The 17,861-nt window shown below is 63.9% G+C and carries 15 protein-coding genes; 4 read left to right on the top strand and 11 right to left on the bottom strand.

The genetic code is table 11. From position 1 onward, the window contains the following. Positions 1 to 307: 307 nt before the first annotated feature. From AC07XM_RS17695 to AC07XM_RS17680, 4 genes are read right to left on the bottom strand one after another with little or no spacing between them, the layout of a single operon-like run. Positions 308 to 1,414 carry an acetoin dehydrogenase dihydrolipoyllysine-residue acetyltransferase subunit gene (locus tag AC07XM_RS17695; RefSeq protein WP_102689889.1) on the bottom strand — a complete coding sequence of 369 codons (1,107 nt, stop codon included), beginning with the start codon at positions 1,412 to 1,414 and terminating at the stop codon, positions 308 to 310. Next, a complete protein-coding gene (locus AC07XM_RS17690) occupies positions 1,411 to 2,433 on the bottom strand; it encodes an alpha-ketoacid dehydrogenase subunit beta (RefSeq protein WP_013970705.1) in 1,023 nt (340 codons plus the stop codon). The genes AC07XM_RS17695 and AC07XM_RS17690 overlap by 4 nt, the downstream gene beginning before the upstream one ends. 33 nt (positions 2,434 to 2,466) lie before the next feature. Further along, positions 2,467 to 3,444, bottom strand: coding sequence for a thiamine pyrophosphate-dependent dehydrogenase E1 component subunit alpha (locus AC07XM_RS17685; RefSeq protein ID WP_060519248.1), 978 nt, complete (start codon positions 3,442 to 3,444; stop codon positions 2,467 to 2,469). A 22-nt stretch (positions 3,445 to 3,466) separates the two neighbouring features. After that, positions 3,467 to 4,522, bottom strand: a complete 1,056-nt coding sequence (locus AC07XM_RS17680) for an ATP-NAD kinase family protein (protein ID WP_016484732.1) — start codon at positions 4,520 to 4,522, stop codon at positions 3,467 to 3,469. 283 nt (positions 4,523 to 4,805) lie between these two features. On the opposite strand from AC07XM_RS17680, the gene AC07XM_RS17675 reads away from it, so the two are divergent. Next, on the top strand, positions 4,806 to 6,659 hold the full coding sequence (locus AC07XM_RS17675) for a sigma-54-dependent Fis family transcriptional regulator (RefSeq protein ID WP_016484733.1): 1,854 nt from the start codon (positions 4,806 to 4,808) through the stop codon (positions 6,657 to 6,659). Between the two features lie 64 nt (positions 6,660 to 6,723). Here the strand turns inward: AC07XM_RS17675 and accC are convergent, their stop codons facing one another. The 6 genes from accC to AC07XM_RS17645 form a co-directional block, all read right to left on the bottom strand. Then, complete coding sequence (gene accC, locus AC07XM_RS17670) at positions 6,724 to 8,079, bottom strand: acetyl-CoA carboxylase biotin carboxylase subunit (protein ID WP_016484734.1); 1,356 nt, start codon at positions 8,077 to 8,079, stop codon at positions 6,724 to 6,726. Between the two features lie 17 nt (positions 8,080 to 8,096). Beyond that, entirely contained in the window at positions 8,097 to 8,558 is a 462-nt protein-coding gene (accB, locus tag AC07XM_RS17665; RefSeq protein ID WP_016484735.1) for an acetyl-CoA carboxylase biotin carboxyl carrier protein, read from the bottom strand. Between the two features lie 98 nt (positions 8,559 to 8,656). Continuing rightward, a complete protein-coding gene (gene aroQ / locus AC07XM_RS17660) occupies positions 8,657 to 9,112 on the bottom strand; it encodes a type II 3-dehydroquinate dehydratase (RefSeq protein ID WP_003255330.1) in 456 nt (151 codons plus the stop codon). A gap of 179 nt (positions 9,113 to 9,291) precedes the next feature. Continuing rightward, a complete protein-coding gene (locus tag AC07XM_RS17655; RefSeq protein ID WP_023048388.1) occupies positions 9,292 to 11,064 on the bottom strand; it encodes a protein-disulfide reductase DsbD in 1,773 nt (590 codons plus the stop codon). 148 nt (positions 11,065 to 11,212) lie between these two features. Next, a complete protein-coding gene (locus AC07XM_RS17650) occupies positions 11,213 to 13,174 on the bottom strand; it encodes a methyl-accepting chemotaxis protein (protein WP_095116997.1) in 1,962 nt (653 codons plus the stop codon). Positions 13,175 to 13,328: 154 nt separating this feature from the next. Beyond that, the gene (locus AC07XM_RS17645; protein WP_016484738.1) at positions 13,329 to 14,687 is read right to left on the bottom strand and encodes a diguanylate cyclase; all 1,359 of its coding nucleotides are present in this window, start codon (positions 14,685 to 14,687) and stop codon (positions 13,329 to 13,331) included. Positions 14,688 to 14,935: 248 nt separating this feature from the next. Between AC07XM_RS17645 and AC07XM_RS17640 the strand changes: the two genes are divergently transcribed. Continuing rightward, a complete protein-coding gene (locus tag AC07XM_RS17640) occupies positions 14,936 to 16,003 on the top strand; it encodes a DUF2333 family protein (RefSeq protein ID WP_016484739.1) in 1,068 nt (355 codons plus the stop codon). Positions 16,004 to 16,005: 2 nt separating this feature from the next. Beyond that, positions 16,006 to 16,542, top strand: coding sequence for an NUDIX hydrolase (locus AC07XM_RS17635; protein WP_016484740.1), 537 nt, complete (start codon positions 16,006 to 16,008; stop codon positions 16,540 to 16,542). On the opposite strand, the gene AC07XM_RS17630 is transcribed toward AC07XM_RS17635, so the two are convergent. Beyond that, positions 16,533 to 17,144, bottom strand: coding sequence for an LbetaH domain-containing protein (locus AC07XM_RS17630; protein WP_102667922.1), 612 nt, complete (start codon positions 17,142 to 17,144; stop codon positions 16,533 to 16,535). The genes AC07XM_RS17635 and AC07XM_RS17630 overlap by 10 nt on opposite strands. 252 nt (positions 17,145 to 17,396) lie before the next feature. Between AC07XM_RS17630 and AC07XM_RS17625 the strand changes: the two genes are divergently transcribed. Next, a complete protein-coding gene (locus tag AC07XM_RS17625) occupies positions 17,397 to 17,768 on the top strand; it encodes a translation initiation factor Sui1 (protein ID WP_012270332.1) in 372 nt (123 codons plus the stop codon). Positions 17,769 to 17,861: the final 93 nt, after the last annotated feature.

The raw sequence follows: 17,861 nt of genomic DNA, 5'->3' as shown, positions 1-17,861 counted from the left end.
CTTGAGTTGTTCATCGCCTGTGAGATCGAGCGCCGCCCGCGCGGCGCTTCGCGGGGCAAGCCCGCTCCCACATCTGTTTCGGGCCAGTACTACCTGACCCTTTTCCGCGCGGCCCCTTGTTTGTTCCATTCGATATCGAAGGGTAAGCAGCTGCTCTTCATTAATCTCATGTCATACATCCAGGGGGCGCGCGCCTAGGGTGCAGGAGTGACTGGCCCGAAACAAATGTGGGAGCGGGCTCGCCCCGCGAAGCGCCGCGCGGGCGGCGCTCGATCTCACAGGCGATGAACAACTCAAGTCATACCCTTCAATGCCCCCGCAAAAAATCCACCATCCTGCGGTTCACTTCTTCAGCCGCCTCCATCTGCACCATGTGACCGGCGTCGGCTAGCACCAGCACCTCGGCCTCCAGGCCTTCGGCATGGCTGGCCGGGATGATCGCGTCCTTCCCGCCCCACACCACCAGCGCCGGATGCTGCCCCAGCACCCCACGCAGGTCGTGGCGCTGCCGGTTGCCGTCGGCGATGGCCGATGCCAGCTGGGCCAATGCGGTATCAACACCTTCCAGGCGCTTGAACTTGAGCATGTCCTCCAGCATTTGCCGGGTCACCAGCGCCGGGTCGGCAAACAATTGCACCATCTGCGGTTTAAGGGCGTTGCGGTTGGCGGCGGCGACAAAGCCTTGCAGGTACTGCCCGTTAATCGCTTCGCCCAGGCCGGCGCTGGCCACCAGGCTCAGGCTTGCCACCCGCTGCGGCGCCAGGCGCGCCACGTTGAGGCTTACCGCGCCGCCCATGGAGTGCCCGGCCAGGTGGGCCTTGGCGATGTCCAGGTGGTCGAGCAGCGCCAGCACGGTTTCGCTCAGCTCATCCAGGTCGCCACGTTGCAGTGCTTTGGCGGACTCGCCGTGCCCTGGCAGGTCCAGGGCGATCACGCGGCGTTCGGCGGCCAGCGCCGGATGGTTGAACAGCCAGTTGTTGAGGTCGCCACCAAAACCGTGCACCAGCACCAGCGGCGTGCCGCCTTCCCCCAGCTCGAACCAGCGCACCAGGCGGCCGCCTATTTCAGCCTTTTGTGGGGCCGGCCCCTGTGCCTGATCGCCCCCCCCTTCGGCGACGAACCCGGCCTGAAAGCGCTGCACCACCGCATCGATTTCCGCTTCTTCGGCTTCGCCTTCCACTACCACTGCCAGCAGCGCGCCGACCGGCAGGGTTTCATCCGGCCTGGCCACCTGGCGGCGCAGTACGCCACTGAACGGGGCTTCGACGCTGCTGCTGATTTTGTCAGTCTCGACGTCCAGCACCTCGTCGCCCTTGTTGATTGCGTCACCTTCCTGCTTGAGCCAGGTGTCCACCCGGCCTTCGGTCATCGACAGGCCCCACTTGGGCATGGTCAGGGTATGGATCTGGCTCATGCGGCACTCCTTGCGGCTTCTATCACCTTGCGCACGGCTGCTTCGATCTTCGCCGCGTCAGGGATGTACAGGTCTTCCAAGGCATCGGAGAACGGCACCGGGGTGTGCGGTGCGGTGACCATTTCGATCGGGCCCTTGAGTGCGCCGAAGGCCTTTTGCGCCACCAGCGCGCTGATGTCGGTGGCCATCGAGCAGCGCGGGTTAGCTTCGTCGATCACCACCAGGCGGCCGGTTTTTTCCACGCTTTCAAGAATGCTGTCCTCGTCCAGCGGGCTGGTGGTGCGCAGGTCCAGCACTTCGCAGTCGATGCCCTGGCGGGCCAGGTTGTTGGCTGCTTCAAGTGCCACGTGGACCATGCGGCCATAGGTGACCAGGGTCACGTCGTCACCATCGCGCAGGAAGTTGGCCTCGCCGAACGGCACGGTGTACACCTCTTCCGGCACCTCGCCCTGCATGCTGTACAACAACTTGTGCTCGCAGAAGATCACCGGGTCGTTGTCGCGGATAGCCTGGATCAACAGGCCCTTGGCATCGTAAGGCGAGGACGGGCACACCACTTTCAGGCCGGGGATGTGCGTCCACAGCGAGGTGAGCATCTGCGAGTGCTGGGCGGCCGCACGCAGGCCAGCGCCGTACATGGTGCGCATCACCAGCGGGGTGACCGCCTTGCCGCCGAACATATAGCGGAATTTGGCGGCCTGGTTGAGGATCTGGTCCAGGCAGCAGCCGGCAAAGTCCACGAACATCAGTTCGCACACCGGGCGCAGGCCTTGGGTGGCGGCACCGACGGCAGCGCCGACGTAGCCGATTTCCGACAGCGGTGCGTCCAGCACGCGGCCGGGGAACTGGTGGTACAAGCCCTTGGTCACGCCCAGCACGCCACCCCAGGCGTCATCTTCGCCGGGTGCACCGGCACCGCCGGCAACGTCTTCGCCAATGATGAACACGGTGTTGTCGCGGCGCATTTCCTGGGCCAGGGCTTCGTTGATGGCCTGCTGGTAGCTGATCTTTCTTGCCATGGTGGTTCTCCTGTTGTTCTTGTAATCCGCGGCTCAGGGGTAGCTGACGTAGACGTCGGTGAGCAGGTCGGCGGGCTGTGGCTTGGGATCGGACTTGGCGCGGCGCACGGCGTCTTCGATCAGGTCCTCGATGCGCCCGTCGATGGCGTCCAGTTGCCCGGCAGTGAGCAGGCCAGCGCGGGTGGTCTTGTTACGGAACTGCATCAGGCAGTCGCGGGATTCGCGCAGGTTCTTCACTTCATCCGGGGCGCGGTAGGTTTGCGCATCGCCTTCGAAGTGGCCGTAGTAGCGGCTGAGCTTGACCTCGATCAGTGACGGCCCTTGCCCCGCACGGGCGCGCTCTATGGCGGCCCCGGCGGCCTCGTACACGGCAAAGAAGTCGAAGCCGTCGATGGTGACGCCCGGCATGCCGAAGCCGGCGGCGCGGTCGGCAATGTGGTCGCAGGCGACGGACCAATTGGAGGCGGTGGCCTCGGCGTAGCCGTTGTTCTCGGCCACGAAGATGCACGGCAGGTTCATGATCGACGCCATGTTCATGGCTTCGAACACAGCACCCTCGTTGGAAGCGCCATCGCCGAAGAAGGCCACCGACACGTCATCACGGCCCTTGAGTTTGGCCGCCAATGCCGCCCCGGCCACCAGCGGTGCACCGGCGCCGACGATGCCGTTGGCACCGAGCATGCCCTTTTCCAGGTCGGCAATGTGCATCGAGCCGCCCTTGCCGCCGCACACGCCGGTTTTCTTGCCATAGATTTCGGCCATCATGCCGTACACATCCACGCCCTTGGCGATGCAATGGCCATGGCCGCGGTGGGTCGAGGCAATGCAGTCGCTGTCGCGCAGGTGGGCCATGACCCCGGCGGCGGAGGCTTCTTCGCCGGCATACAGGTGGACGAAGCCGGGGATCTCGCCCGTGGCAAACTCCACGTGCAGGCGTTCCTCGAAGGCGCGAATGGTGCGCATCACTTCATAGGCATGCAGCAGTTGCTCGGTACTGAGTTGATTGGACATCTTGTTGTTCTCCAGGGTTGTCTCAACGCGGGGTTGCAGGGTGCAGCCGATGGCCACGTGGCACGGTCAGCAGGTGATGGCGGGCGGCATGCGCCAGGACCGCCTCGACGTCCACGCTCAGCGGCCCTTGGTGGTCGAGCGTGATGGTGGGTGTATCGTGTTCGGCGAATTCGATTTCGCGCTCGCCGTCCAGGGCCAAGGTGCCGCTGGAAAGGCTCAGGCGATGGGCGACGCCAGGCATAAGCGTGCCGCTGGCGGTGATGCCGCAACCTTGCAGCAGGCCGGGCGCCAGGGGCGCGAGCAGCGCCTGTTCGGCACCGGGGTTCAAGCGCACCCAGACGCCATGGGGGGCCTGGCGCGATACCGGGCACCACAGCCCGCACAGGGCTGACAGGCCAATGGCATGGGGCTCGGCGAAGCAGGCAAAAACCTCGCACAGGTCTTCGCTGCGGCTGAGCGCACGGGCGCCGATGAAGCGCTGGGGCGAGACTGCCACCTCCACCAGTGCCCACTCGGCAAGCTGTTGTTCGGGCACTTTGACCAGCAGGCGCTTGTTGCGGCGCAGGCCGACATCGGTCGGTACCCGCCCGCAGGCGAGCAAGCCGCCGGCCAGACCGGCGCTGGTGGCTTCACGCAGTTCGGGGAAAGCATTGTTGGTGCCGGTGGACAAGGTCAGCAGCGGTACGTCACCCGCCTGGGCAGCGACCGCCTTGTGGGTGCCGTCGCCGCCGAGCACGGCGATCATCGCCACGCCACGCTCGACCATGCGGCGGGTAGCCAGATGCGTGTCGGCAACGGTCTGGGTCAACGGCAGGTCGAGTATTTCGATGGCTGGCCAATGCTGGTCACGGGCGACCGGACCCTGGCTGGCCTTGAGCACGGCGGCGGCGATGCCCGTCATGTCGCTGGGCAGCAGCACCTGGCCGACGCCGGTAGCACCGAAGGCAGCCAGCAGCCGCTGGATCGCCGAGGCCTTGTCGGTGCTCGAATAGAGCCCGGCATTGGCGGTCAGGCGGCGCAGGTCGCGGCCAGAGGCAGGGTTGGCAATGATCCCGACGATCGGGGCGGGTAGCGGCATGGCGCACCTCGTATTTTTGTTTGCAAGGGCAGGAGCAAGCCCGGTGCCAGCTTTTCATGGCTTGGCTGAAGCGCCCGTGCCAGAGCGGTTTGCTTGCACGGCAGCACGTGCCCCTGGTGGCGTCCACGAGACGCTGGGTGCCAACGGGGGGCGTTGGTTGACGAGACGCTGAGACGCAGCGTCTCAAGCCAGCCGGTAATCACACAGTGCTTGTCGGGGCATGCGTGGAAGCGCTTAATGGCCGGACAACGATAAAAACAGCAACGAGAACCGGAGGGCCTGAATGCTTGCCGCGAACTCCCGAGCCCATGTCGACTGCGTCAGCCGGGTGCTGAAGAATGCCGACCGCCTGCCCCAGGCACCGGTGCCAGCGCTGATCCTCGATTCATGGCGCCGTTCCATGGAGCTGTACCGCCTCGACCCCGGGTCCCAACAGGGGCCGCGCATCCTGTCCCAAAGCCTGCTCAACGAATGCCGCGAACGCGCCGAACTGTTTCTGCGCATCGCTGGCGATGCCGTGGCACGCCTGCACGAGCGGGTGCGCGGCGCCGACTACTGCGTGCTGCTGACCGATGCCCAGGGGCGCACCATTGATTACCGGGTCGAATCGGCCATCCGCAATGACTGCCGCAAGGCCGGGCTGTACCTGGGCACTTGCTGGTCGGAAGGTGAGGAGGGCACCTGCGGTGTGGCGGCGGTGCTGACCAGCAAGGCGCCGGTCACGGTGCACAAGCGCGATCACTTCCGCGCAGCCTTCATCGGCCTGACCTGCACCGCAGCGCCGGTGTTCGACCCGCAGGGCGAGTTGCTGGGCGTGGTGGATGTTTCGGCCCTGCAGTCACCGGATGATCGCCGCAGCCAACACTTGATCCGCCAGTTGGTCGAGCAGACTGCCCGTGAAATCGAAAACGCCTTCTTCATGCACAGTGCACAGGGCCACTGGGTGATGCGTGCCCATGGCACACCGGGTTATGTGGAAAGCCAGCCCGACTACCTGCTGGCCTGGGATGCCGACGGCCGCTTGCAAGCCATCAACAGCCTGGCGCGCAAGCGGCTGGTACAGCACTTGGGGCGCTTGCCTGAGCACATTGGCGAACTGTTCGACATGGGGCAGCTACGGCGCGTCAACACCTCGTCCGCCCAGCGCCTGCCGGGCCTGGGCGGGCTGTATGGCCGTGTCAGCGCCCCGCAGCAGCGCCCGCGCGTGCAGCCCTTGCGTCAGGCTCAGGACCCCCGCATCGAGCAGCACTTGCGGCTGGCCACGCGGGTCAAGGACTGCAACCTGGCGGTGCTGGTACAAGGCGAGACGGGGGTCGGCAAAGAAGTTTTCGCCCGTCAGTTGCACCAGCAGAGCCAGCGCCGCGACGGCCCGTTTGTCACGCTGAACTGCGCCGCCATCCCGGAAAACCTGATTGAGAGCGAGCTGTTTGGCTACGTGGCCGGGGCCTTCACCGGGGCTTCCAGCAAAGGCATGCAGGGGCTGTTGCAGCAGGCTGATGGCGGCACCCTGTTCCTTGACGAAATCGGCGACATGCCGCTGAACCTGCAAACCCGCCTGCTGCGCGTGCTGGCCGAAGGCGAAGTGGCGCCGCTGGGTGCTGCACGGCGCGAACGCGTGGACATTCAGGTGATCTGCGCCACCCACCGTGACCTGGCAACGATGGTGGCGGACGGGCGTTTTCGTGAAGACCTGTACTACCGCCTGGCCAATGCCCGCTTCGAGCTGCCGCCCTTGCGTGAGCGCGAGGACCGCCTGGGGCTGATCCACCAGTTGCTGGCCGAAGAAGCCGAAGCCTGTGGGGTCGACGTGGTGCTGGCCGATGATGCGCTACAGGCGTTGCTGGTTTATCGCTGGCCGGGCAACCTGCGCCAGCTGCGGCAGGTCTTGCGCTATGCCTGTGCGGTGAGTGAAGTCGGGCAGGTTCGCTTGCTGGATTTGCCACAAGCGGTGCGGGGCGAGGCAGTCGTTTCGAGTGACAGCGGTGTATCGTGCCCGGCCCGGCAGTTGCTGCTGGACGCGCTGATCCGCCATCGCTGGAAACCGGCCGATGCGGCGCGGGCGTTGGGGATATCGCGGGCTACCTTGTATCGGCGTGTGCATGAGCACTGCATCGAGATGCCGCGGATGAAGGGGTAGGGCCCCGGCAGGCAATAAAAAACCCCGGAACCAGTCCGGGGTTTTGCGACATCGCACTGCTCGATCAGTCCTGGTTAGCCAGTTTGTGCTCGAGGTAGTGAATGTTCACGCCGCCTTTGCAGAAACCTTCATCACGTACCAGGTCACGGTGCAGCGGGATGTTGGTCTTGATGCCGTCGACGACGATCTCGTCCAGGGCATTGCGCATGCGCGCCATGGCTTCTTCGCGGTCCTTGCCGTAGGTGATCAGCTTGCCGATCAGCGAGTCATAGTTCGGCGGAACCGAATAGCCGCTGTACAGGTGCGAATCGACGCGTACGCCATTGCCGCCCGGGGCGTGGAAGTGTTTTACCTTGCCTGGGCTCGGGATGAACTTCTTCGGGTCTTCGGCGTTGATCCGGCACTCCAGCGAGTGGCCACGGATCACAACGTCTTCCTGGCGGAACGACAGCTTGTTGCCAGCGGCGATGCTCAGCATCTCCTTGACGATGTCGATACCGGTAACCATCTCCGACACCGGGTGCTCAACCTGCACACGGGTGTTCATCTCGATGAAGTAGAAGCTGCCGTTCTCGTACAGGAACTCGAAAGTACCGGCACCACGGTAGCCGATCTCGATGCACGCATCGACGCAACGTTTGAACACTTCCTGACGGGCTTTCTCGTCGATGCCCGGGGCTGGTGCTTCTTCCAGAACCTTCTGGTGACGGCGCTGCAGCGAGCAGTCACGGTCGCCCAGGTGGATGGCGTTGCCTTGGCCGTCGGACAGAACCTGTACTTCCACGTGGCGTGGGTTGGTCAGGAACTTCTCCAGGTAGACCATCGGGTTGCCGAAGGCAGCACCGGCTTCGGTACGGGTGAGCTTGGCCGAGGAAATCAGGTCCTCTTCCTTGTGCACCACGCGCATGCCGCGACCACCACCGCCACCGGCGGCCTTGATGATCACCGGGTAGCCGACGTCACGGGCAATCGCCAGGGCGACTTCTTCGTCTTCTGGCAGCGGGCCATCAGAGCCCGGTACGGTCGGCACGCCCGACTTGATCATCGCGTCCTTGGCCGAAACCTTGTCGCCCATCAGGCGAATGGTATCGGCTTTCGGGCCGATGAAGGCGAAACCGGATTTTTCAACCTGTTCGGCGAAGTCGGCGTTTTCTGCCAGGAAACCGTAGCCCGGGTGAATCGCGGTGGCGCCGGTGACTTCGGCGGCAGCGATGATTGCCGGGATATGCAGGTAGGAATCCTTGGACGATGCAGGACCGATGCAGACCGACTCGTCTGCCAGGCCCAGGTGCATCAGTTCACGGTCGGCGGTGGAGTGCACAGCGACGGTTTTGATGCCCAGCTCTTTGCAGGCACGCAGGATCCGCAGGGCAATTTCCCCACGGTTGGCGATCAGGACTTTTTCGAGCTTCCCAGACATCGTTGGCTCTCCGCGATTCAAACGACGGTGAACAGCGGCTGGTCGAACTCAACCGGCTGGCCGTCTTCTACCAGGATGGCGTCGATGACACCGCCAACATCGGCTTCGATGTGGTTCATCATCTTCATGGCTTCGACGATGCACAGGGTGTCGCCTTTCTTCACGGTCTGGCCAACTTCAGCAAAGTTCGGCGAGGTCGGCGAAGGCTTGCGGTAGAAGGTACCTACCATTGGCGAGCGGATCACGGTGCCTTTCAGGGCCGGGGCTGCGGCAGCGGCTTCGGCGACTGGAGCAGCAGCGGCAACCGGGGCAGCAGCAGGTGCAGCGGCCATCGGTGCTGGTGCGTAGAACTGTTGGGCAGCTGGGGTCTTGCTGTGACGGCTGATACGGACCGACTCTTCGCCTTCCTTGATCTCCAGTTCGTCGATGCCAGACTCTTCCAGCAGCTCGATCAGTTTCTTGACTTTACGGATATCCATTAATCATCAACTCCCAAAGGTTCGGTCAGGGGGCGAAATTTAAAAAACGTATCGATACGTTTCTATCGAACCCTGGCCCACTGAGGCCAGGGTTTTCATCATTTGGGCTGTGCGTTGGCAGCCAGTTGTTCCAGCGCGGACTCCAGGGCCAGGCGATAACCGCTGGCGCCCAGACCGCAGATCACCCCTACGGCAACATCGGAAAAGTAGGAGTGGTGACGGAACGGTTCGCGTTTGTGCACGTTGGACAGGTGCACTTCGATGAATGGGATGCTCACTGCAAGCAATGCGTCACGTAATGCGACGCTTGTGTGGGTGAAAGCAGCCGGATTGATCAGGATGAAGTCCACACCCTCGTTGCGTGCGGCGTGAATGCGGTCGATCAGTTCGTATTCGGCATTGCTCTGCAGGTACTGCAGATGGTGGCCTGCCGCGCGGGCACGTTGCTCCAGGTCCTGGTTGATCTGGGCCAGGGTCACGGCGCCGTAATGGCCTGGCTCGCGGGTACCGAGCAGGTTGAGGTTGGGGCCGTGGAGCACCAGTAGCGTTGCCATCTGCGGATTCCTTGGATTTGTAGGGCAATTCGACACAGCGCGGCGAGTGTGCCGTAAAGCGACGGCAAGTGTCCAGTTCCCGGCAATAGCCAGCACGATGTCCGAGATTCGCGCGAAGTATGTGACCAAATAATTAAATCTGGTCATCTATTTCAGGATTTTTCCCGGCACGCGGGAAGTTATAGACCTACTTTGCCGCGCACGCGGGCCAGAATTTGCGCGAATTCACCGGCGTTTATCTCGCCAATCACCCGATCAGCGGTAATTTCGCTGCCGTTCGCGGCAAAGAACAACAGGGCAGGTGGGCCGAACAGCTGGTAGCGATCGAGCAGTTTGCGTTGCTCGGCATTGCTCTCGGTGATGTCGAAACGCAACAGCTTGAAGCCGGCCAGCTGCGCCTGCACCTGCGGCGCGTTGAGCACTTCATGCTCGATCACCTTGCAGCTGATGCACCAGTCGGCATACCAGTCCAGCAGCACCGGCTGGCCGGCCGCTTTGGCCTGGGCCAGTGCGGCGTCCAGTGCGGTGGGGGTGGTGATGGTCTGCCAGGCATCCGTCTTTGCCGCCTGGCTGCTGCCGGTGGCCGCAAGTGCTGCAACGGGCAGCGGGCGAAGCGGGTCGCCTTGGCCACTGAGGGCGCCGTACCAGCAGGCCAGGGCGTATACCAGCAAAGCCAGGCCTAGCAGTTGGGCCAGGCGCTGGCGTGCGGTCTTGACGACGAACTCCAGGGCGCCCAGGAAAAGTGCCACGCCGGCTGCGAGGAACCCCACCAGCAGCAAGGTCACAGGGCCCGGCAGCACGCGGCTGAGCAAGCCAATGGACAGCCCCAGCAGCAGCACCCCGATGGCGTTTTTCACCGTGTTCATCCACGGGCCGCTTTTTGGCAGCCAGGCCGCGCCACCGGTGGCCACCAGCAACAAGGGTGCACCCATGCCCAGGCCCAGGGCAAACAGCTTGAGTGCGCCACCCAGGGCATCGCCGCTGGCACTGATATACAGCAGGGCGCCAGCCAGGGGGGCTGATACGCAAGGCGAAACCAGCAGGCTGGAGAGCACGCCCAGCACTGCCGCACCCAGCAGCGAGCCACCCCGGGTGTGATTGGCGACGTTGTTCAGGCGGTTGCTCAGGGCCTGGGGCAGCTTCAGCTCGAACAGGCCGAACATGGCCAAGGCAAATACCACGAAGAACAGGGCGAAGGGCACCAGCACCCAGGCCGACTGCAGGCGCGCCTGCAGGTTCAGGCCCGCGCCGAACAGGCCCATGAGCGCGCCGAGGGCTGCGAAACTGGCCGCCATCGGCAGCACGTACGCCAGCGATAGCGCCAGCCCGCGCAGCCCACCCACCTGGCCGCGCAGCACTACGCCCGACAGGATCGGCAGCATCGGCAGTACACACGGGGTAAAGGTCAGGCCGACCCCGGCGAGAAAGAACAACAGCAGCGATTTCCAGTTCCAGCCGTGTTCGGCCGTTGCGGGTGCGTTGGCACCGCCTTCGCCATCAATACTCAGGCGTGCGGTTTCCGGTGGGTAGCACAGGCCTTTGTCGGCACAGCCTTGGTAGCCCACCAGCAGGGTGAAGGCACGCGGGTCGGTGCGCGGCAGTTCGATGTCGAGCACGCCGTGGTACACCTCGACGTCGCCGAAGAACTCATCGTGCTTGGCCTCGCCCTTGGGGATGTTCGGCGCGCCCAGAGTGATGTCTGCCGGCTCGGTGTGGAACTGGAAGCGGTGGCGGTAGAGGTAGTAGCCCTCGGTGGCGACGAAGCGCAGCTTGAGGGTGTGCGCGTCGGCCTGGACCAGGCTGAGCTTGAAGGCATCGTGAACCGGCAGGAAGTCGGCGTTGTTGGCCAGCGAAGCGGCGCCGAGGGTAGCGCTGGGGCGGTTGTCGAGCAGGCCCGTGGCGAAGGCAGGGCTGGCCAGCAGCAGGAACAGCAGGAAAAACAGGCGGCGCATGGCGGACTCGCGAGGTGGAACGTGCTGCGCATGATAGCGGAGTTGGTGCGGGTTGGGGCCAGCAGCGCTTGCCGTGACATGTTTGGCGCCTGGCAGATCGAGCGCCGCCCGCGCGGCGCTCGATCTCACAGGCGCTGAAAGGCCCAACTTAAACCCTGAATGCTCGCACCGCCCGGTTCAGCTCACCGCCCAGGCTGAGCAACTGCTCGCCTTGCACGCGCCCTTCACCAATGCGCTGCAGGTTGTCTTCGCCCAGCTCGTGAATCCGCTCGCTGTGGTCACGAATGTCACTCACCGCACCACTCTGCTGCGCCGTGACATCGGCAATGCGCACCGCTGTGTCGGAAATGGTGCGGATGGCACAGACAATCTCGTCCAGCGCGCCATCCGCCGCCTGAGCCTGGCTGGCCGTAGCCTCGGCATGCTCAAGCTGCGCGCGCATCCCTGCCACCGAACCTTTCGCCGCTTGCTGCAGGCGGTCGATCAGTGCCTGAATCTCGCCGGTCGCCCCCGTGGTGCGCTGCGCCAGCGAACGCACCTCATCGGCTACCACAGCAAAGCCACGGCCCATTTCCCCCGCACGTGCCGCTTCGATCGCAGCGTTCAGCGCCAGCAAATTGGTCTGTTCGGCAATCGAGCGGATCACTGTCAGCACCCCGCCGATGGTCGCCGACTCTTCCGCCAATTGCTCGATCATGCGGGCGTTGCCTTGCACTTCATCAACCAGCTCGCGCAAGCCCGACAGGCTCTGGCCAATGACCGCCTGGCCCTGCTCCACCGCCCGCCCGGCATCGCGGCTGGCATCGGCGGCGGCGCTGGCATCCCCCGCCACTTGCTGGATGGTCGCCTCCAGTTCACCCAAGGCGTCGCGGATCTGCCCGGTATCGCCCGCCTGGCGCTCGGCGCCGTCGTGCAGGGCAGCGCTCATGCCGGCCAGGGCGTGGCTGCTGCCAGCCACCTGCTCGGCATTGTGGCGGATGGTACCGACCAGCTCCACCAGGTACTGGCGCAGGCGGTTGAGCGACTCCTGGATATCGTGCAGTTCGCGGTTGGTCTTGCCCAGGGAGATGGCTTGGGCAAAGTCGCCCTCGGCCCAACATGACAAGGCTGGGGCAAGGCTGGTGAGGGTGCGGGTCAGGCGCCGCTGCAAGGTGTCGATCAGCAAGGCGATGAGCAGTATCAGGCCGATCATCAGGCCCTGGATGATGCGCACCTCGGCGGCGATCTTTGCATGCTCGCCGCGTACTTCGGGTTCCAGCGCGGCGATGGCTTGCTGCACCGCCTCCAGGCGCTGACTGGTGCTGGCGGCCAGGGCGGCGCGGCGTTCGATCTGTTCGCGGGTGCGTTGCAGTTCGGCCGGGTAGCGGCTTAGCAGGCTTTGCAGTTCACGCTTCAGGCCCACCGCAATGTCTTCCTGCTGGGCGCTGGCCTGGGTTTCCAGGCCCATCATGGCGGCGAAGTCGTCGGCAACGGATTCGGCTGCGCGGGTCACGCCCAACAACGGCAAGCTGTCGATGGCTTGCGCCTGGGTGCGGATCAGTTGCAGTTCACGCTCTACTTCGTCGGCCAGCTCCGGGCGGCCGCTGCTGACCAGCTTGTCCCTTGCCAGCGACAGGCGACCGAGGTGCACGGTGGCGTCGAGCACTGGCAACAGGTAGCGGTTGGCATCGGCGCTGCCGCTGTCGCGGGCGTAGCCGGCCAGTTGTTCGAGGTTGGCCCCCAGCTCCCGCTCGGCCTGCAACAGCAGGGCTTGCGGGTCACCAGCCAGTTTACCGGCGGCCAGCAGCTCGTTGGCGGTGAAGGCCTGCAGGCTGTCGAGGCTGGGGCGCAGTTTGCCAGCCAGCTCAGTGGGCCACTCGGTCAGGGTGGCCTGAAGCTGCTGGTTGGCCTCCATGGCGGCGGCATGGCGCAGGGCATCGCCGCTGCCAAGGTAGACCTGGATATTACGTGCTGCCTGGTTCTGGAACTGCTGAGACAGGCCCAGGTAGCGCTCCATCATCTGGTAGGGGCGCTCCAGGGCACGCTGCGACCACCACAGGGTGGCGCCCAGGGCGAGACACACCGTTACCAGCAACAGGGTGTTGAAATTGGTCAGCCACTTCAGGCGCATCGCCGCGAACTTCCTGCGCAGGGGAGAGGTAGGCGCCTGAAGTTATTGCGATTTTGTGACGGGGTGATGACGACAGGGGCTTGGTGCCAGAAAAAAGTGGCACAGTGCCTTCATTTGTTTCACCTGCTCCGGCCTCTTCGCGGGTAAATCTGTTTCAAGGCTCCACTCGAACTACGCAATTACGCCCCGCATGCTTGGCCCGGTAAAGCGCTTCGTCCGCTGCACTGGCCATGGTCAGCGCGTCCAGCACCTCATCCAGCTGCACCACCCCGGCACTGAAGGTGCACTGCAAATCCCGCGGCTGCGCCGGGTAGATGATCTCTGCAAAGCGCCGGCGAATCTCGTCCAGCACCTTGTGCGCCGCGTCCAGCGCGGTATTGGGCATGACAATGGCGAACTCTTCACCGCCATAGCGGCCAATGAAATCGGTCTTGCGCAAGCGTTGCTTGAGGAACAGCGCCAGGCTCTTGATTACCCGGTCGCCCATGGGGTGGCCGTGGCGATCATTGATCTTCTTGAAGTGGTCGATGTCGAGCATGGCAAAGCTCAACGGCTGCTGCTCACGGCGGGCGCGGAAGCTGCAGTCTTCCAGCAGTTGCAGGATGTGGGTGTGGTTGTACAGCCCGGTCAGGCTGTCGCGCACCATGCGCGCCTTCAGGTGCCGGGCGCGGGCGGCACGGTTGCGCACGGTGGTGATCAGGTGGCGTGAGCGAAACGGCTTGGTCAAGAAATCATCACCGCCCTCGCTCATGGCATCCAGCTGCTTGTCCAGGTCGTCCTCGGCAGACAGGTAGATGATCGGCACGCTCACATAGCGGTCGCTGTGGCGGATCACCTTGGCCAGTTCCGGGCCGGTGCAGGCTGGCATGTACAGGTCGAGGATGATCAGGTCGGGCTGGAAGTCGGCAAGCTCTGCCATGGTGCGGATCGGGTCGGTCAGGCTACGGGTGACCATGCCGGCGCTGGCCAGCACGCGCTCGGTATGCAGGGCCTGGGTGCGCGAATCGTCGATGATCAGCACACGCAGGGGGTCGTGCGGGGCGGCGTTGGTCAGCAACTCGACCTTTTCCAGCAGGCTGGAAGCCTCCAGGCTGCCGGTGAGAAAGTCCTGGCCACCGGCGCGCACGGCCGCCAGGCGGGTCGGGGTGTCGGCTTCATGGTGGCTGAAGAACAGCAGCGGAACAGGTTGCGCCACGCCCTTCTGCAGCTGGGTGGCCAGCAGCAGGCCTTGGCCGGCACCGGTGAAGTCGACATCCATGATCACGGCCGAGGGCGGGTATTCGCTGATCGAGGCGAGAAACGCCGCAGCGCTGGGCAGCGCTTGCACTAGCAGACCAAAAAATTCCAGTTGTTGAGCCAGGCGCTGGGCACGCTCGTGGTCCTGCAGCAGGATGTACACCGGTTTGCGCAGGGGCGGCTTGAGCACCTGATCGAGTGGGTCATCCTTGCGCAGGCCGCTACGCGTCAGCTGCTGGGCGGGGCACAGCGGGCTCGGCTCGACTGCTTGGCTCATGTCCTGGCTACTTATAGGTTGGGGTGTGCAGGGGCGATGATGGCTCTATGCTAGCAGCTCTTTTCAAAGACGTGACTGCCCTGTATCAACAAAGCGGCCAGAACGAATATTCAGTTGCTGACTGACAGGTCGCTTATGCGTACGGTGGTGTCTGCTTTATAGTGCTGCCATGCGGGCTTGCCGTGGCACCCTGGCGCAGGCCTGTGGTCCAAGCCCTAGAACCGTCGTGACTGATTAAGGACAAAGCCATGCTGGACTGGAAAAACCGCGAGGCCAAAGCCGAGCCCCGTGAGCGTGTCGACGGCCGCGGCGCTGCCGCCCGTAGCTACCTGGGCGGCCTTTGGAGCCGTGCCCTGGGGACCCTGATCGGGTTGTACCTGCTGGTGTGCATCGGCCTGGGCTGGTACTGGAGCCAGGAGCCGGACCTGTTCCCGGTTCAGCAGAATGCCCAGTCTGCCGCTGAGCGCGGTGGCCAGCAGATGGTGGTGGGCTACACCACCATCGAAACCCTCAAGACCGTGGCCGGTACCTTGCTGAACAAGCCTGGTGGCTACATCTCCAACGACCGCTTCCCGCCAGGGCTGTGGATGGACAACATGCCGAGCTGGGAATATGGCGTGCTGGTCCAGGTACGCGACTTGTCCCGCGCCCTGCGCAAGGACTTTGCCCGCTCGCAGTCGCAGTCCACCGAAGATGCCGACCTGGCCAAGGCCGAGCCGCGCTTCAACTTCGACAACAAGAGCTGGATCCTGCCATCGAGCGAGTCGGAGTTCGAAGAGGGCATCAAGTCGCTGTCCCGTTACCAGACGCGTCTGGCTTCTGGCGACAAGGGTGCGATCTTCTACACCCGCGCCGACAACCTGAACAACTGGCTGGGTGACGTGGCCACTCGCCTTGGCTCGCTGTCGCAGCGCCTGTCGGCCAGCGTTGGCCGGGTCAAGCTCAACACCACGTTGAAGACCGAGTCGGTCGTTGCCGGCCAGGCACCGCAGGTGGACGAGGAGGTGGTGGAAACCCCATGGCTGCAGATCGACAACGTGTTCTACGAAGCCCGCGGCCAAGCCTGGGCGCTGTCGCACCTGCTGCGCGCCATTGAGGTGGACTTCGCCGACGTGCTGGCGAAGAAGAATGCCACGGTCAGCGTGCGTCAGATCATCCGTGAACTGGAAGCCTCGCAAGAGCCGCTGTGGAGCCCGATGGTGCTCAATGGCAGTGGCTTTGGCATGTGGGCCAACCACTCGCTGGTCATGGCCAACTACATTTCCCGGGCCAACGCTGCGGTCATCGACCTGCGTCAGTTGCTGTCGCAGGGTTGAGAATGGCCATCAGCCCAAGCGAGGCCGCCCACCGGGCGGCCTCCGACCGCGAGCTGGTTGCCTGGGTGGACGAAGCCGACCAGGTGCTGGGGGCCTTGCCCCGCGCCGAACTGCGTGAGCGACGGCTGATCGGGCGTTGCACGTTCATCCTGCTGTTCAACAGTGCCGGTGAGCTGTGCGTGCATCGGCGTACCCTGAGCAAGGCGCTATACCCCGGTTACTGGGATGTGGCGGCCGGCGGCATGGTGTCGGCCGGGGAGGCTTATGCCGACTCGGCTGCCCGTGAGCTGGCCGAAGAGCTGGGAATCGAAGGTGTCGAGTTGCGTTTTCACGAGCGGTTCTACTTTGACCAGCCCGACAACCGCCTGTGGTGTGCTGTGTATTCGGCGGTGTCGGATGCGCCTTTGCGTTTGCAGCCAGAAGAAGTAATCGAGGCGCGCTTCATCGGGTTGGAGCAGGCAGAGTCAGAAAGCCAGACCCAATCCTACTGTCCGGACTCTTTAGTGGCATTGCAGCGCTACAAGGCCAGTCAGTCGTAGGCAAACTGGTCGACTAGCCCAAGGCGCGGCACGCGGGTACCCGGCAGAAGCAACGCACCCGGCGCGATGACTGCATTCGCGCCAATTTTGCAGCCATCGCCTATCAACGCACCGAACTTGTTTGCGCCAGTGTCGATGACCGCCTGGCCATGGCGAATCCTGATCATTGCCCCGTCCAGTTCATTGCGGTAGTTGGCGATGATTGCCCCGGCTTCGATATTGACGTTTTCGCCGATCAGCGAGTCGCCGACGAAGTTGAAGTGTGCCAACTTGCTTGAGCTGAGCATGAAGCTGCTTTTCACCTCACAGCCTGGTCCGACAATGCAGTTGCTAGCGATGTATACCCCGCCGCGCAGGTAGGCGCCCGCAGCCACGAAAGCCTGCGGGCCGATGATAATCGGCCCTTTCAGTACTGCACCGGGTTCGACGATGGCCGTTTCGTGAATGGCGCAATCGCCTTCGCGCCGATAGCCCCTTTCGAGCTGCTCAATCAGCGACAGGACGTTGCTTTCACATGTCAGGGTTACCTGCCATGGTGTCGCGTGCGCTACGCCCAGCTTGGGCCACTTGGCAATGAATGCGCCGATTTGAGGTATCGTCACGGGCCTGTCTCCTGAGGAAGGCGCCCCAGTTTGCACCCGCGCGGGCGACGACAGGCGCTGAAGTCGCAAAACATTCGCAAAATGGCGCATTCCAGTACTTAGCAACAGCCGGATTTATCGTTACACTGCGCGCCCTTTTCGGGCTGTCGCAAGTCTTGCGGCAGTAGCGCCGCCCCTGCCAGAGTGGGGCTTCGCGGTCGGCCTCAACCCCAGGGCACGACCAGTTTTTGTCCTCAGCACAGAGGAACAAAAGTGGCCAAGAAAGCTTCTTCCTTTTCCGCCCTTGGCGGTCTCGTTTACTCCACCGATGCCGGTCGGCACTGCCCCGACTGTGGCCAGCCGGTGGATGCATGCATCTGCAAGCAGCAAATCATCCCCGAAGGTGACGGCATTGCCCGTGTGCGCCGTGAGAGCAAAGGCCGTGGCGGCAAAACCGTGACCACTGTCACCGGCGTGCCGCTGCCGCCCGACCAGCTCAAAGAGCTGGCGACCACGCTCAAGCGCCGCTGCGGTACCGGCGGCGCCCTGAAGGACGGGGTTATCGAGATCCAGGGCGACCATGTCGAGCTGTTGATCGGCGAGCTGACCAAACAGGGTTTCAAGGCGAAAAAGTCCGGCGGCTGAGGCCATCGCGCGATTTTTTGCCCAGCGCTTTCTAAACTCGTTCCCGTGGTCAGGGTCTATGCCTGAGCACGGATGAATCGTCATTTTCAGCTT

Source organism: Pseudomonas sp. GW460-LB5 (genome assembly GCF_059423245.1).
Note: the sequence above shows the minus strand (reverse complement) of the source record. Positions and strands in the feature narration are given on the sequence as shown.